Source organism: Pseudoxanthomonas sp. CF125 (genome assembly GCF_900104085.1).
In the GTDB taxonomy this organism is placed as follows: domain Bacteria; phylum Pseudomonadota; class Gammaproteobacteria; order Xanthomonadales; family Xanthomonadaceae; genus Pseudoxanthomonas_A.
In genome coordinates, this window is the sequence record NZ_FNLD01000001.1 from 431258 (window position 1) to 447105 (window position 15848).

Sequence of the window (15848 nt, forward strand, 5' to 3'; positions counted from 1 at the left end):
TTTTCGGTGGCGTATTGTAACCGAGGGAATGAGAGCGGTTCTCATCGTGCCGCGCCGGCAGGTACCGGCTTTCAGGCCGCGTTGCTTTCAGACTGCTTTGTCCCGGCCGTACCGCGCTTGTGGAAGTAGATCCGTTCGGCGGCCCAACGCAGCGGCGCGGTCCTCAACAGCAGGTCGAAGGGCCAATCCATCTGCGCGTGATCGAAGGCCCAGCGCAACAGCCGTTTGCTGCGGAACCGCGGCGCCTGACCGATCGCGATTTCCTCGGCAGCGCCGTCTCCGGCAGCGCCCGCCAGTGCGCGACCGACCAGCCAGCCGTGGCGCCAGGCCGAATGGATTCCGCCAGCGGTGACCGGGGAAACGATGCCCGCGGCGTCTCCCGTCAGGATGACTCCATCGCACGCCAAGGGCGCCACCGGACCTCCGCAGGGAATGAGTCCTGCGCGTACCGCGTCGGCTCGGCGCCGTGCCGGCAGACCTACCAGACCGCCGACGCGATCCAGGAAGCCGACGATGTCCGGCGCGCGCGCGGCCGCCGGATCGTAGCGCATCGCCAGACCGGCCTGCACACCCGTCGGAGTCTGCGCGACCCAGCCGATATAGCCGGGCGCAAACTGGCGGGTGATGAAGCAATGCAGGGTGTCGGGCTCGTGCAACGCGATCCCGTCGAACTCGTACTCGATGCCGTAAAGAAAACGTCTGGGCCTGCCCAGGCCGAAGCGTTCGGCCACGCGCGAACGCGCGCCGTCCGCGCCGATCAGATAGCGCGCCGTGCCCACGCCATCCACATGCCATCCGGCATCGGTACGTTGCGCGGCCTGGAAGGAATGACCCAATCGCAGTTCCACCCCTGCGTCGCGCTGTCGCTGGGCCAGCCAGCGCATGACGTTGGGCGTGTCGGTGGTCAGGAAGAAATAGCCGGGCGCCGACAGCAGCGCGCTGCGAAGATTGGGCGAGTACAGCCGCACCTTGTCGATCCTGCGGACCAGGTTGGCGGGCAGGTCTTTGAGCGCGGTGTCCTCGGCGGCCTCCTTGACGATGATGCCGGTGGTGTGGAGGCGTTCGCCCGGGTCGTGCTTGCGTTCCAGCACGCACACGCGCAGGCCGGCTTCGCGCGCCGCCAGCGCACAGGCGGCGCCACCGAAACTGCTGCCCACGATTATCGCGTCGTAATGCGGAGTACTGTTGTTTGCCATCGATGCGCCGTGCCGGTTGTCGGATAGGCGCACACTGCCGGCGCAATGTGAGGCGGGCATGAAGTGAAGTAAAGAAAAAGGGCGCCTGAGCGCCCTTTATTCATTTAGCGATGACCCTCGCGATTCAGGCGTGGCCGCCGCCGCGCGGACCGCGATTGCCGCCCGGCGGGCGTCCGGCGCCGCGCGGGCCACCGGGACGTGGACCGTTCGGACGCGGCCCCGCGTTGTTGTGCGGCCGGTTGCCGCCCGGACGCGCGCCCTGCGGACGCGGAGCGCGCGGCTGTTGGCCATACGGGTTGTAAGCACCGGGATTGGCGTGATCGGAAGGAAAGCTCGGCGCATTGCCCGGGTGTCCGTAAGGACGCGGTGCGCGCTGCTGCCCTTCGCCCTGGCCGGCAGGACGCGGACCCTTGGGGCCGGCGCCGCGCGGACCGCGCGATTCGTTGCCGAAGTTGCCTTCGCTGCGCGCCGCATAGGGACGGCCGCCACCCGGGCCCGGGCGACCGGCGCCCGCAGGACGCGGACCACCTGGCTTCTTGCCATAAGGCTTCGGCGGACCCGCGTTGCGGTGACCGGTCGGACCGGTGTCTACGCCTTCAGGCACGTACCAGCTACGGAACGCGGCGGGATTGCCGTCGGGCAGGGGCTTCGGGCCTTTGGTAGGGCGCGACTTGAACGGTTTCTGCGATTGCTTGGCCGCCGCTTCGCCACTGACGGTCAGGCCGCCGTGCGGTTTCTTGCTGCCGAAACGGCCACGGCCGCGGTCTTCGCGCACATGGTCGAAGCGGCGCAACTCGCGCCCTTCATCGGCGGTGTTGTGGCCGTTGACGTAAGCCTGGCCGGTGCTGCGGCCGGCGCCGATGTGCACGGTGGACTTGGCCGCCTTGCGCTGGCCGATCACCGGCTGCAGCGTGAGTGCGGGCGGGGCGCCGGTTTCCAGGCCCAGCTCGGCGCGGAGCTTTTCCACCTGCACGTCGGGCAGTTCCTGCGACTGGCCGCGCAGCAGCGGTTGCGGCAGGGAAATCTTGCCGTAGCGCGTGCGCTTGAGGCGACTGACCTGGCAGCCCTGCGATTCCCACAGGCGGCGGACTTCGCGATTGCGGCCCTCCTTCACCACCACGCGGAACCAGTCGTGCGAGTCGGTGCCGCCGATGCGTTCGATCACATCGAACTTGGCCGGGCCGTCTTCCAGTGCGACGCCGCGGGCGAGCCGATCGACCAGGTTGTCGGGAACGGTCTCCATGCCTTCCGGCGCGCGCACGCGGCAGACATATTCGCGTTCCACTTCGTAGGAGGGGTGCATCATCGCGTTGGCCAGCTCGCCGTCGGTGGTGAGCAGCAGCAGGCCGGTGGTGTTGATGTCCAGGCGGCCGATGGCGATCCAGCGCGCGCCCTTCAAGGCGGGCAACGCTTCGAAGATGGTGGGGCGGCCTTCGGGGTCTTCGCGCGTGGTCACTTCGCCTTCGGGCTTGTTGTACAGCAGCACGCGGGCCGGTTCGGTCAGGGCGCTGGCGACGAAGGTCTTGCCGTCCAGTTCGATGCGGTCGCCGCCCTTGACCGACATGCCGGTCTGGGCGACTTCGCCGTTGACCTTGACCAGGCCGTCGGCGATGCGCTGCTCCAGCGCACGGCGCGAGCCCAGGCCGGCCTGGGCCAGCACCTTGTGCAGGCGCTCGGAAAGTTTGGTGGTTTCGCCGGTTTCGGCAGCGGCGTCGCCGCGCTTCAGCGAAAGCTTGCCCAGGGAGGGCTTGTTGCGGGGGGTGTCGCTCATTGTTTCTGCTCCGACGAATCCTGGCTGACCGCATCGGCGCCTTCGGTTTCGTCCTGGTTCTCTAAGGAATGTTCTTCATCGGCGATCGCTTCGGAAGAAACTTCTTCGAAAGCATCGTCTTCGGAAGGGATGTCTTGTTCGTCATCGTCCGTCGCGTAGTCCGCGCCGGACGGTTCATCGTTGGCGGCCTGCAATTCTTCGCCGTCCTCGGCCGTGTCGTTTTCCTGCGCTGCTTCGGGGCTGGGGAGGCCGGCCGGCACCGGCGCGTCATCCATGAACAGCTGGGGCTCCAGTTCGCCGATGTCCTTCAGCTCCGACAGCGGCGGCAATTCGTCCAGCCGCTTCAGGCCGAAATAATCCAGGAAGATCTTGGTGGTGCCGAACAGCGCCGGCTTGCCGGGCACGTCGCGGTGGCCGACCACGCGGATCCATTCGCGCTCTTCCAGCGCCTGGATGGTGTTGCTGCTGACCGCGACGCCGCGCACCTGTTCGATCTCGCCGCGGGTGATCGGCTGGCGATAGGCGATCAGGGCCAGGGTTTCCAGGGTGGCGCGGGTGTACTTGGTCTTGCGCTCGGTCCACATGCGCGACACCCAGCCGTGCACTTCTTCCTTCACCTGGTAGCGGAAGCCGGAAGCGACTTCCACCAGTTCCACGCCGCGCTCGGCGCAGGCTTCGCGCAGTTGTTCCAGCGCCTGTTCGACGCTGCCGGGCGGGGCCGGTTGTTCTTCGGGGAACAGGCCGTGCAGCTGCGCCAGCGTCAGCGGCTGATTGGCGGCCAGCAGGGCGGCTTCTACGATACGGGTGATGAGCGCTTGATCCATGCGGTGCTTGGCTTCTGGGTGTCGGTCAGTTGTCGTTGGCGGCGTCGCCGTCATCGAATTCGCTGGAGAACGCCAGCGGTTCGTTGGTGTTGTTCAGGGCCAGCGACTTCAGGTAGATCGGCGCCAGCGGCGCTTCCTGCACGAAGTCGAGCAGCTGTTCCTTGGCCAGTTCCAGCATGGCCAGGAACGTGACCAGCACGCCCTGCCGGCCTTCTTCGGGCGTGAACATGGATTCGAAGCGGTGGAACTTGCCGTCCTCCAGCCGCGTCAGCACATCGCCCATGCGCTGGCGCACGCTGAGCGCGTCGCGCTTGATGGCGTGTCCGGTGAACAGATCCGCGCGCTTGAGCACGTCATGCAGGGCCAGCAGCATCTCGCGCAGGTCCACCGGCGGCGGCAGGCGGACCGCGGCGCGTTCCGGCACATGCGCCTGCACCGGGGTGGTGTCGCGGTCCTGGCGGGGCAGGGCGTCGAGGTCTTCGGCGGCTTGCTTGAAGCGTTCGTATTCCTGCAGGCGGCGCACCAGGTCGGCGCGCGGATCGCCTTCTTCGCCTTCCTCGCTGACCGGGCGCGGCAGCAGCATGCGCGACTTGATCTCGGCCAGGATCGCGGCCATGACCAGGTACTCGGCGGCCAGCTCGAAGCGCAGGTCCTGCATCACGCCGATGTACTGGACGTACTGGCGGGTGATCTCGGCCACCGGGATGTCCAGGATGTCCAGGTTCTGCCGGCGGATCAGGTACAGCAGCAAGTCCAGCGGGCCTTCGAACGCATCCAGGATCACTTCCAGCGCGTCGGGCGGAATGTAGAGGTCCTGCGGAATCTGCAGCACGGCCTGCCCATGCACCATCGCCAGCGGCATCTCATGTTGCTGAGGGGCCGGCTGCTGTTGCTTGTGCGTATCGATTTGCGGATTCGCGTCTTGCGCGAGGTCGGAAGTCATCTAATAAGCCATGAATTGCAGGCATCGCGCGGCTGGGGCCGACACGCTTGGGTATTACGGCTGAACATTGCGTCGCAGTGCGATCGCATTCCCACACATCAAGCAGGCAATGCACGCCAAGGCACGTGGCGGCAGACAGCGAGAGGTCGTTGGGCCCGGGCGGGTGGGGGCAGCGAATCGGTCGACGGGACTGCTGGCAAATGAGCCTGAAGGCGAATGAGCCGGGTCCGGGCGGGCCGCTGCTTCCGGCCGTGCAATGGATCAAGAGTAAGCGGTGACGGGGCGGGTGTCCAGCGTCTGGCTTGCCGCGCCACCGTACAATTCAGGCTGGAACGGATCCTGGAGAGATCGGATGTGGTACGCCATTGAAGGATACGACGCGGTCGATGCCCTGCCCAAGCGGATGGCTGCACGCCCCGCGCATCTGGCGCGGCTGACCGCGTTGCGCGATGAAGGCCGGCTCTTGCTGGCAGGGCCGTGCCCGGCGATCGATGCGGAGGATCCGGGCCCGGCCGGCTTCAGCGGCAGCATCGTGATCGCCGAATTCGACTCGCTGGAGGCCGCGCGCGCCTGGGCCGATGCCGACCCTTATGTGGAAGCGGGCGCCTATGCGCGGACCGAAGTGCGTCCGTTCCGCAAGGTACTCCCTTGAGCAGCCAGGCGCCGAACAGCCGGCTTGCCCGCATCCGCGAAGCGCTGGAGGCTGCTTTCGTGCCTACCCATCTGGTAGTCAACGACGACAGCCATCTGCATGCCGGCCATGCCGGTGCGCGGGATGGCAGGGGCCATTACAGCGTTGAAATAGTCAGCGAAGCCTTCGCCGGCAAGAGTTCTCTGTCCCGGCACAGGTCCGTGTACGCGGCACTGGGGGAAATGATGACCACAGACATCCACGCGCTGCAGATCCACGCGCGGGCGCCGGGCGAGTCAGGCTGACTTTCCAAAACTGCTGCGGTGCGACTTACACCCTTCCCTGAAAACGTTTACATTTGCCCGCCTGAAAATCTGGAAGGAGGAGCCGGGAAATGAAAGCGACGCATCGGAAGAGGAATCGTGGAGGACGTGCCCGGAGTTCCCTGGCACTGTGGATGATGGCCTTGGCGCCCTTGGGAGTGCTGGCCGCCGAAGCGGCAAAACCCTCCGATGGCGCGGAAAAGGCTTTCATCGACTCCCTGCTCGCGCGGATGACCCTGGAGGAAAAGCTGGGCCAGTTGAACCAGCCGCCCGGCATCGGCAACGACACCGGACCCAAGGCCAAGGCCGCCGGTACCGACCAGGTGCGCAAAGGCCAGGTGGGTTCGTTCCTGGGCATGCAGGGCGTAAAGCTGACCTGCGATATGCAGCGCATCGCGGTCAAGGAATCCAGGTTAGGCATCCCCCTCCTGTTCGGCTTCGACGTGATCCACGGCTATCGCACCGTATTCCCGGTGCCGTTGGGCGAAGCGGCCAGCTTCAACCCGGTCGCCGTGGAGAAGGCTGCCCGGGTGGGTGCGGTAGAGGCCACCGCGCACGGTATCAACTGGACCTATGCGCCGATGGTGGACGTAGCGCGCGATCCGCGCTGGGGTAGGGTGGTCGAGGGATCGGGCGAAGACACTTATCTGGGCCAAGTGATGGCGGTAGCGCGAGTGCGCGGCTTCCAGGGCAACGACTTGCGCGCTGCCGACAGCGTCCTGGCCACCGCCAAGCATTTCGTCGCCTATGGCGGCGCCGAAGCCGGCCGCGACTACAACACGGTGGATATTTCCGAACGCACCCTGCGCGAGGTCTATCTGCCCCCCTTCCACGCAGCGGTCGATGCGGGCGTGGGATCGATAATGGCCTCCTTCAACGAGATCGCCGGCGTCCCGATGCACGCCAATGGCCCGTTGATCAACGGCGTGCTGCGCGGCGAATGGGGCTTCGATGGCGTGCTGGTCAGCGACTACACCGGCGTGATGGAACTGATGAACCATCGCATCGCCGCCGATCCCGCCGAGGCAGGTAGGCGCGCGCTGGAGGCCGGCGTGGATATAGACATGGTCAGCGACATCTACCGCAAGGACATGCCCAAGGCGGTGCGCGCCGGGAAACTTCCCGTAGCTACGGTTGATGACGCGGTGCGCCGTGTGTTGCGCGCCAAGTACCGGCTGGGTTTGTTCGATAATCCGTACCGGAACTGCGACGAGTCGCTGGAAAAAAGCCAGACGCTTACCGCCGACCATCGCGACGCTGCGCGCACCATGGCGCGCGAATCCATGGTGTTGCTGAAGAACAAAGGCGCCGTGCTGCCGCTGTCCAAGCAAGTACGCACGCTAGCGGTGATCGGTCCGCTGGCCGACAACCCGCGCGCCATGCTGGGCAGCTGGGCGGGCATGGGCCGTCCCGAAGATGTGGTGACGCCGCTTGCCGGCATCCGCGCCGCGGTCGGCCCGGAAACCAAAATCCTCTATGCGCGCGGCGCCGAAATCAACACTGCCGATACCACTGGCATCGCCGAAGCGGTGCGCATTGCCGGGCAGGCCGATGCGGTACTGCTGATGCTGGGCGAAGCCGAGGACATGAGCGGCGAAGCCAACAACAGGACTTCGCTCGATCTGCCGGGCGTGCAGGAACAACTGGCGCTGGCCGTGCAGAAGACCGGCAAGCCGGTGGCCGCGGTGCTGTTCAACGGCCGACCCTTGTCGGTCAATAGCCTGCAGGAACAGGTGCCGTCGATCCTGGAGGCGTGGTTCCCCGGCGTCGAAGCGGGCCATGCGCTGGCCGATGTCCTGTTCGGCGACTACAACCCGGCCGGGCGCCTGCCCATCACCTTCCCGCGCAATGTCGGGCAGGTGCCTATCTACTACGCGCACAAGAACACCGGCCGTCCGCCGCGCGAGGAGGAGAGATATTCCTCCAAGTACCTGGACGTCTCGTGGAAGCCGCTGTACGCCTTCGGACACGGACTCAGCTACACCAGCTTCCGTTACGACGCACTGCGCTTGAGCCAGGAAAAGATCGCGGCCGACGGCACGCTGCAGGCGGAAGTCACCGTCACCAATACCGGCGACCGCGCGGGCGACGAAGTGGTGCAGCTCTACCTGCGCGACGATGTAGCCAGCATCACGCGCCCGGTAAAACAGCTGCGCGGGTTCCGCCGTGTCCACTTGCAGGCCGGGCAGTCGCAAACGTTGACCTTCACCCTGACCGCAAATGACCTGGCCTTCTATGGAGCGGACATGAAACCGGTCGTGGAGCCAGGCAGTTTCACGGTGTTCGCTGGGGGCAATTCGGTCGACAATCTTGAAGCCAAGTTCGAAGTGACCGCGCAATAAGCGGCGATGACAGGCGCAATCGGCCGGCCGGCGATAATCCGCCAGGCCGGCCAAATATGTTGCGCTGCGGCACTAATTCGACCGGATTATGCTCTGCAAGTAACTGAAAAATAACGGATTGCGAGCACGACTTATGAAAGCTTTACATACGCTCGTGGAAACGTTTACAGTCGCCGCCACTTAGAGCAGTCGTAACCGCGGAGGGGCGGGAATGGCGCGAACCAATGTCACCATCAAGGATGTTGCACGTGAAGCGTCGGTCTCCGTCGCCACCGTGTCGCGCGCGCTGAACGGGCATGAGAATGTCGCAGAAGGCGTACGCAAGCATGTGACGGAGATCGCAAATCGGCTTCGCTATCAGCCGCATGCCGCTGCCCGCAGCCTCAGCAGCCGCCGTACCCAGACCATCGGCGTCGTGTTGCCGGATTTATACGGCGAATTCTTTTCCGAGCTGATCCGCGGTATCGATGCGGTCGCCCGCGCGCGTCGCCAGCATCTGTTGGTTTCCAGTTATCACGGTCATCCGGAAGAGCAGGGCGAGGCGCTGCGCGCGATGCGCGGCCGCGTCGACGGCCTGCTGGTGTTGTCGCCTTACGCGGACCGTCCCGGCTTCCTCACCGACAATCTGCCGACGGCGCTGCCGGCGGTGCTGATCAATACGCATCTGCCCGACGCCACCTATCCGGTGTTGAGCATCGACAACTTCGGCGGCGCATCGGCCATGGTCAAGCATCTGGCCGAAGCCGGGCACAAGCGCATCGCTTTCATTTGCGGTCCCGAAGACAACTTCGACGCCAGCGAGCGCCTGCGTGGCTATCGCACCGCACTGGCGCAGCATCTGCCCGATGCGCAGCCTATCGAGTTGCCGGGCGATTTCGACGAATCCTCCGGTTACGAAGCCGGCAAGCGGATCCTGGCTTCCAAGCAGCGTCCTGATGCGGTGTTCGCTGCGAACGACATGATGGCGCTGGGTTGCCTCTACGCCTTCAACGAAGCGGGAGTGAAAGTCCCCGCGGACATAGCGCTGGCCGGATTCGACGACATTCCGCTGGCGCGCTTCGTTCACCCTACTTTGACCACGATGCGGGTCAGTATCGCGGAGCTGGGCGGGTTGGCGCTCACCCGCTTGCTGCAGTCGATCGAGTCCGAGGAATCGCAACCGTCCACGCTGCAGACCCTGGTGCCCGAACTCATCGTGCGCGAATCCAGTATCCACGCAACACGCCGGAATACCCAATCCGGAAGTTCCTGAGCCGAATATTTTTTCCTGTCGATGTAACCGATTCCATAGCTGTTTCCAATTTTAGTTTGCATACCCTGGGAGGGGAGAGGTCATGAAGAACCGCAAGCCGCGCAACATCCGTCCCACACGCAAGTTGCTTACCTGTGCTTTGGCCAGTTGCCTGACGCTGAGCATGGCCCCCGCCTTCGCCCAGTCTTCCAATGCGACTCTGCGCGGCAAGGCGCCTATCGGAGCCCAGGTGACGGCGAAGAACACCGCCACTGGCTCGGTCCGTAGGGTCATGCCTAATGCCGATGGCTCCTACTCGCTGGTAGGCCTGCCGCCAGGTACTTATCAAGTCGATGCCGGTCCTGGCACCGAGCAAACAGTCACCCTGAGCGTGGCTACTTCGGTCAGCCTCGATTTGGGCGGCACTGCCGCCGCTCCGGCCACAGGCGACGCGACCACGTTGGATACGGTGACGGTGGTTGCGCCGCCGTTGACGGAAGTGAAGACTTCGGAAGTCGGCAACAATGTATCGCTTAAGCAGATCAACACGGTGCCGCAGCTCACGCGTAACTTCCTGGAATTTGCGGACACCGTGCCGGGCATGCAGTTCTCCACCGACAGTTCCGGCCATAGCGATATCCGTGGCGGTGCGCAGACCACCAGTGCGGTCAACGTCTATATCGACGGCGTCGGTCAGAAGAGCTATCTGTTCGGTGGTGTGTCGGGCCAGCAGCAAAGCGCGGGTAATCCGTTCCCGCAGCTGGCGATCGGCGAGTACAAAGTGATCACCTCGAACTACAAGGCCGAATTCGACCAAGTGGGTTCGGCTGCGATCGTCGCGGCGACGAAGTCCGGTACCAACGAGTTCCACGGCGAAGTATTCGGTCGGCATACAGATTCGAGCTGGCGCACTGAATACGCGAGCGAGAAGGCTCCAGGTAAAGAGAAGCAGAAAACCCACCAGAATGAGTATGGTTTTGCTCTTGGCGGTCCGATCATCCAGGACAAGATGCATTTCTTCGTCAGCTACGAAGGGAAGGGCTTCATCCTGACCGCCGATCCGGTCGCCGTACCGGATCGATTCCGTACGTATGCGGATTTCCTGCCTGAAGATGTGCAGAGTCAATTCGGCCCGATCACTCGGCCATTCAAGGAGGATTTGTACTTCGGGAAAATTGACTGGGAGATCGGTGAAAACGACAAGCTCGAGTTTTCAGCAAAAATACGCGACGAGGAAAGTCGCGACAGCGTAGGCGGCTTGACCACTGCGTCGGCCGCTAAGCTCAACGACAATACGGAAGAACGCTACGATCTGAATTGGGAACATTACGGTGAGGGCTACCTCAACGAGTTCCGAATCACGTACGAAGACGTGCTGTTCAATCCGACGGCTTACACCATCGGCAATCAGTCTATCTACACGGCCCAGCAGAACCAGAACGACGTTCTGATCTTCAGCGACGCCACCAGCGGGTTGGCGATTCAACGCAAGGGGCAGAAAGGGCCGTCGGTCCAGAACGACATCACCTTCAATGGCTTCGAATGGAATGGCGACCACGTCATCAAGGCGGGCATCAAGTACAAGGAAGTCGATCTGACCCAGAGCGAGAACTCTACCGCCAACCCATCGTTCTATTACGAAGTCAATGACGGATCGCAGCCCGGGCCCGCCGGCACCAGCGCTATTCCTTATCAGGTCAGATTCAACCTGCCTTTTGCTGGCGCGACGCCCTCGGTGACCACCAAGTCCAAGCAGCTCGGCCTGTATATCCAGGACGACTGGAACGTCACCGACAAACTGCAGTTGAATCTGGGTATACGTTGGGACTACGAGGAAATTCCTTCATACGTAGACCACGTAACGCCGCCTGAAGTAGTGGCTGCATTGACCGGTCCGGGCACCAACCCAGCGATAACGCCCACTTATGCAGAGCAACTTGCGCTGGGTGGTGTCGATCTTGCCGACTACATCAGCACGGGAAACAACCGCAAGGCCGACAAGGACAACTGGGCGCCGCGTCTTGGTTTCTCCTACGACCTGGGCGACGATGAGCGGCACGTGATCTTCGGTGGTGCGGGCCGTAGCTATGACCGGAATCTGTACGACTACATGGGCCTTGAACAGGTCAAGTCCGCATTGTCCGGATACACGATTCAGTTCTCGGATACGACCGGCTGCACGCCGACTCCGGGTAGCTGCGTTGCCTGGGACCCGAGCTTCCTCAATGGAACCGATGTGCTGGCTGGCCTGGTGACCTCGAATGTCCGCAATGGCGAAATAGATCTGCTGAATAATGACCTAGTCACGCCGTACTCGGACCAGTTCTCTTTGGGTATGCGTAACAAGATCGGCGAATGGAACACTTCGGCCACGATCGCTTACATCCATAGCAAAGAAGGTTTCGTCTTCACGCTGGGAAATCGCTATCCGAATGGGGATTTCTTCCAGGGCGGTTCGCAACCTTGGGGCCATTCGCCGCCCGGGTTCGGTGCATTGATCATCGGTAACAACGGCATTGAGACGAAAACCAAGCAGTTGCTGCTGTCCGCCGACAAGCCCTATACCAAGGAATCCGGCTGGGGCGTCTCGGCTGCCTACACGTTCTCGGATGCGACCGGCAACCGTGGCGGTGATGAACATTACGCTTTCGATGCGGCGACGATCGAACAGTATCCGTTTATCGACCTCAAGGCAGTGCCCAAGCATCGCCTGGTGTTGACTGGTATCTATGATCTGCCCTGGAACATCACGGCTTCAGCCAAGCTAACTCTGGCTACGCCGCCGCCGATTAACGAGATTGTGGGCGGGCCCTACTTTTCGCCGCCGCGTGCGGTGGCGATAGATGCGCCGGGTACGTTGGGGACCAAGCAGCTGGATCTGTCACTGTCGAAGGATTTCCTGGTGACAGAAGACGTGACGGTTCAAGTGCGAGGCGATCTGATCAATGCCACCGATGCGGATAATTTCAGCGGCTACACAACTGTCTTTGGCGACGGCGTAACCTACAACCCACAGGCGAGTGTCAACCGATACGGCACCCAGTACACGCCACCACGCACCTTGTTCATGAGCGTCCGGGTGATCTGGTAATCGCAGCTGGCGTAGCAGGAGAAAAGACGAGGCCCGCGAATGCGGGTCTTGTCTTGCGATAGGACGAAAGTGCCGGAAATGGCTGGAACGAAGTTGACGAATTTGGGTCGTACCTGCATGAAGAGCGTCATGCGATGAGCGAAAACGCGATCAAGAGCATCGTCATCGTCGGAGGCGGCACTGCCGGCTGGATGGCGGCTGCTGCGCTGTCGAAGGTGCTCGGCGACAAGTGCGCGATACGGCTGATCGAATCCGAGGCCATCGGCACGGTCGGCGTGGGCGAGGGCACCATTCCCCATATCAGGCTGTTCAACAGTCTGCTGCAGATCGACGAAGCCGATTTCGTCCGCAACACCCAGGGCACGTTCAAGCTCGGCATCCAGTTCAACGACTGGAACCGGTTGGGCGATTCCTACATGCACGGTTTCGGCAACGAGATCGGTCGCGGGTTGGGCCTGCTTCCGTTCCATCAGTACTGGATCAAAGCGGCGAAGACGGGAAAAGCAGCCGGTATCGATGCCTACCTGCTGAGCGCGCTGGCCGCGCCGCGCGGCAAGTTCATGGTCTCCGCTTCCGATGTGCCCGCGGGATCTCCGCTGGCCAGCATCGCCTACGCCTACCACTTCGATGCCGGGCTCTATGCGCGCTACTTGCGCGGTTATTCGGAGAGGCGGGGAGTACAGCGTACCGAGGGCATCGTCGCCCGGGTGCTGCTCGATGCCGAAAGCGGTTTCGTGGACGCGGTGGAGATGGAGAATGGGGAAGTCGTCCATGGCGACCTGTTCATAGACTGCTCCGGCTTCCGCGGCTTGCTGATCGAAGAGACGCTGAAAACCGGCTACATCGATTTCACCCACTGGCTGCCTTGCGACCGTGCGATGGCCGTGCCCAGCGAGAACGCAGGGCCGGCCGCGCCTTACACGCGGGCCACCGCGCGCGAAGCGGGATGGCAATGGCGTATCCCGCTGCAGCACCGCACCGGCAACGGTTATGTCTATTCCAGCGCGCACATCAGCGACGACGAAGCGACGGCGACGCTGTTGAAGAACCTGGATGGACGCGCGTTGGACGATCCACGACCGTTGCGCTTCACCACCGGTCGGCGCAAGAAATTCTGGAACAGGAATGTGGTCGCGCTCGGGCTTTCCAGCGGCTTCATGGAACCGCTGGAGGCGACCAGCATCCATCTCATCCAGGTGGGAATCATGCGATTGCTCAGCCTGCTCCCCCGGGAGGGAGTCAACGACGTTCTGGTGGATCGCTACAACGCGCAACTGAGCTTCGAGTTCGAGCGCATCCGCGACTTCCTTATCCTGCATTACCACGCCACCCAGCGCGACGACACCGCTTTCTGGCGGCAATGCGCGGCTATGTCGATACCGGCCGAACTTCAAGCCAGCATCGACCTGTTCCGCGACAGCGGCCGTTTCTTCCGCAATGCCGACGAGATGTTCGCGGAGATGAGCTGGGTGCAGATCATGATCGGGCAGGGCATCCTGCCGCAGAGTTACCATCCGCTCGTCGACCAGCTGCCCGATGAAGAGCTGGCACGATTCATGGCCAGCATCGGTGGCACGATCTCCGACTGCGTCGACGTCATGCCGATGCAGCAAGCCTTCATTGACCGCTACTGCGCGGCTACTCCTCCAACAGCAATGTAGAAATGCCTGGATGGATTGCCCAATACGTGCGATCCGATCCTCGATTCAAGTTGAAAACGTTTACAACGGATCGCAAGATGAATTCAGAAAATTCGAAACTTGTTCGCACGATCGCATTGGGCGCGCTGATCGGCCTCGCGGCCGCGTGCAACAAGGCGCCACCGCCCGCCGCAGCGCCAAAACCAGCGGACAAACCAGTGGCGGTCGTGCCCGCCCAGAACGTCAAGCCGGAACTCCCGCCGCTTTTCCGCGACATCGAGCGCCGCACGTTCCAGTTCTTCTGGGACACCACCAACGAAGTCAACGGGCTGACGCCCGACCGGTTTCCGTCGCGTCCGTTCGCCAGTGTCGCCTCGGTCGGCTTTTCGCTGACCGCCTACCCCATCGGCATCGAAAACAACTGGGTCAGCCGCAATCAGGCGGTGGATCGGACTCTGCTGACGCTCAAATTCTTCCGCGACATGCCGCAAGGGCCGCAGCGCACGGGCAAGGGCGGCTACAAGGGGTTCTACTACCACTTCGTGGACATGCAGAAAGGCCAGCGCTACGACAGCTGGGTGGAGCTGTCCAGCGTCGACACCGCCTTGCTGATGATGGGAGTGCTGTTCGCGCAGTCGTATTACGACCGCGACGATCCGCGCGAGAAGGAGATCCGCGATGTCGCCGAAGAACTTTACCGGCGCGTGGACTGGCCCTGGATGCAGCAGAACAAGCCGCTGATCTCGATGGGCTGGTACCCGGAGAGCGGTTTCATCAAGCACGACTGGGCCGGCTACAACGAGGCCATGATGGTCTATGTACTGGCGCTGGGTTCGCCTACCCATCCGGTCAGCCCGGACGCATGGGAAGTGTGGACGCGTACCTACAACGAAGTCTGGGGCGTGTACCAGGACCAGGAGTTCCTGGCGTTCGGCCCGACGCTCGGCCATCAGTACAGCCATGTCTGGATCGACTTCAAGGGTATCCAGGACGACTACATGCGCGAACGCGGCCTCGATTACTTCGAGAACAGCCGCCGCGCCACGCTGGCGCAACGCTCGTACGCGATTTCCAACCCGATGAAGTGGAAGGATTATGGTGAGAACGTGTGGGGCCTGACCGCCAGCGACGGTCCGCAGCAGACGCTGCAGGACTATCGCGGCGAGCAGCGCGAATTCCGCCACTATTCTTCGCGGGGCGCGGGCCTGCGCGAGAATTTCGATGACGGCACCATCGCCCCGACCGCCGCCGTGGCCTCGCTGCCCTTCGCTCCGGAGATAGTCATACCCGCCACCATGGAGATGCATAGCCGCTACGGCGAATACATCTATTCCAGCTACGGTTTCCTGGATTCGTTCAACCGCAGCTTCGAATACGACATCCCGCTCAAGACCGGGCGGCTGGTGCCGGGCGAGGGCTGGGTGTCCAGCGACTACATCGGTATCGACCAGGGGCCGATCCTGGCCATGATCGCCAACTACCGCAACGGATTCGTCTGGAACGTGATGAAGAAGAATGCGCACATCAGGCAGGGTCTGGAGCGCGCCGGATTCAAGGGCGGATGGCTCACGCCGGAAGGCGAGCCCGTGCCCGCCCAGGCTCCTGCCGATCCCAAGGCCGCTACGGCGCGCGCACTGGGCACCGCCGAATCCCGCGGCAGCAATCCGGACGGCCAGCAAGAGGAAGCTGCGCAAAGGCCGCAGCAGCCGAAGTAAGCTGTGCGGATGCCGAGTCAAGACAAATTGGATGGAACCACGGCCCGTCTTCAGGCCGTGTCATGTATTTCGCCGCCGTCATCCCAGCGAACGCTGGGATCCATTTTGACTTTGCATTTCCCTTTGCATGAATCGAACGAC

10 protein-coding genes and 1 pseudogene are annotated in these 15848 nt (G+C 63.0%); 7 read left to right on the forward strand and 4 right to left on the reverse strand.

Translation table 11 applies throughout. The annotated features are described in order from the left end of the window. Positions 1-71: 71 nt before the first annotated feature. The 4 genes and pseudogenes from BLR66_RS02050 to BLR66_RS02065 form a co-directional block, all read right to left on the reverse strand. Positions 72-1196 carry an NAD(P)/FAD-dependent oxidoreductase gene (locus tag BLR66_RS02050; RefSeq protein ID WP_093279964.1) on the reverse strand — a complete coding sequence of 375 codons (1125 nt, stop codon included), beginning with the start codon at positions 1194-1196 and terminating at the stop codon, positions 72-74. Between the two features lie 124 nt (positions 1197-1320). Next, positions 1321-2967 carry a pseudouridine synthase gene (locus BLR66_RS02055; RefSeq protein ID WP_093279965.1) on the reverse strand — a complete coding sequence of 549 codons (1647 nt, stop codon included), beginning with the start codon at positions 2965-2967 and terminating at the stop codon, positions 1321-1323. Positions 2968-3236: 269 nt separating this feature from the next. After that, positions 3237-3845, reverse strand: a pseudogene (gene scpB, locus BLR66_RS02060) (SMC-Scp complex subunit ScpB); the annotation flags it as partial. Next, positions 3817-4734, reverse strand: a complete 918-nt coding sequence (locus BLR66_RS02065; RefSeq protein ID WP_093279966.1) for a segregation and condensation protein A — start codon at positions 4732-4734, stop codon at positions 3817-3819. The gene BLR66_RS02065 and the pseudogene scpB, both read right to left, overlap by 29 nt. Positions 4735-5086: 352 nt before the next feature. Between BLR66_RS02065 and BLR66_RS02070 the strand changes: the two genes are divergently transcribed. The 7 genes from BLR66_RS02070 (at position 5087) to BLR66_RS02100 (ending at position 15707) form a co-directional block, all read left to right on the forward strand. Then, positions 5087-5386 carry a YciI family protein gene (locus BLR66_RS02070; RefSeq protein ID WP_093279967.1) on the forward strand — a complete coding sequence of 100 codons (300 nt, stop codon included), beginning with the start codon at positions 5087-5089 and terminating at the stop codon, positions 5384-5386. Then, positions 5383-5670, forward strand: a complete 288-nt coding sequence (locus BLR66_RS02075; RefSeq protein ID WP_093279968.1) for a BolA family protein — start codon at positions 5383-5385, stop codon at positions 5668-5670. Before BLR66_RS02070 ends, BLR66_RS02075 begins: the two co-directional genes overlap by 4 nt. 161 nt (positions 5671-5831) lie before the next feature. Beyond that, positions 5832-8030, forward strand: a complete 2199-nt coding sequence (locus BLR66_RS02080) for a glycoside hydrolase family 3 N-terminal domain-containing protein (RefSeq protein ID WP_218119587.1) — start codon at positions 5832-5834, stop codon at positions 8028-8030. A gap of 211 nt (positions 8031-8241) precedes the next feature. After that, entirely contained in the window at positions 8242-9282 is a 1041-nt protein-coding gene (locus BLR66_RS02085; protein WP_093279970.1) for a LacI family DNA-binding transcriptional regulator, read from the forward strand. 82 nt (positions 9283-9364) lie between these two features. After that, positions 9365-12352, forward strand: a complete 2988-nt coding sequence (locus tag BLR66_RS02090) for a TonB-dependent receptor (RefSeq protein WP_093279971.1) — start codon at positions 9365-9367, stop codon at positions 12350-12352. 134 nt (positions 12353-12486) lie between these two features. Then, positions 12487-14013: a tryptophan halogenase family protein gene (locus BLR66_RS02095; RefSeq protein ID WP_093279972.1), complete on the forward strand. Its 1527-nt coding sequence runs from the start codon at positions 12487-12489 to the stop codon at positions 14011-14013. A gap of 77 nt (positions 14014-14090) precedes the next feature. Next, positions 14091-15707, forward strand: coding sequence for a glucoamylase family protein (locus BLR66_RS02100; RefSeq protein WP_093279973.1), 1617 nt, complete (start codon positions 14091-14093; stop codon positions 15705-15707). The last annotated feature ends 141 nt before the right edge of the window (positions 15708-15848 follow it).

Coding starts and splice junctions, on each gene's coding strand:
- BLR66_RS02050 (WP_093279964.1), bottom strand. CDS start 1,196: ATGGCAAACAACAGTACTCCGCATTACGACGCGATAATCGTGGGCAGC.
- BLR66_RS02055 (WP_093279965.1), bottom strand. CDS start 2,967: ATGAGCGACACCCCCCGCAACAAGCCCTCCCTGGGCAAGCTTTCGCTG.
- BLR66_RS02065 (WP_093279966.1), bottom strand. CDS start 4,734: ATGACTTCCGACCTCGCGCAAGACGCGAATCCGCAAATCGATACGCAC.
- BLR66_RS02070 (WP_093279967.1), top strand. CDS start 5,087: ATGTGGTACGCCATTGAAGGATACGACGCGGTCGATGCCCTGCCCAAG.
- BLR66_RS02085 (WP_093279970.1), top strand. CDS start 8,242: ATGGCGCGAACCAATGTCACCATCAAGGATGTTGCACGTGAAGCGTCG.
- BLR66_RS02090 (WP_093279971.1), top strand. CDS start 9,365: ATGAAGAACCGCAAGCCGCGCAACATCCGTCCCACACGCAAGTTGCTT.
- BLR66_RS02095 (WP_093279972.1), top strand. CDS start 12,487: ATGAGCGAAAACGCGATCAAGAGCATCGTCATCGTCGGAGGCGGCACT.
- BLR66_RS02100 (WP_093279973.1), top strand. CDS start 14,091: ATGAATTCAGAAAATTCGAAACTTGTTCGCACGATCGCATTGGGCGCG.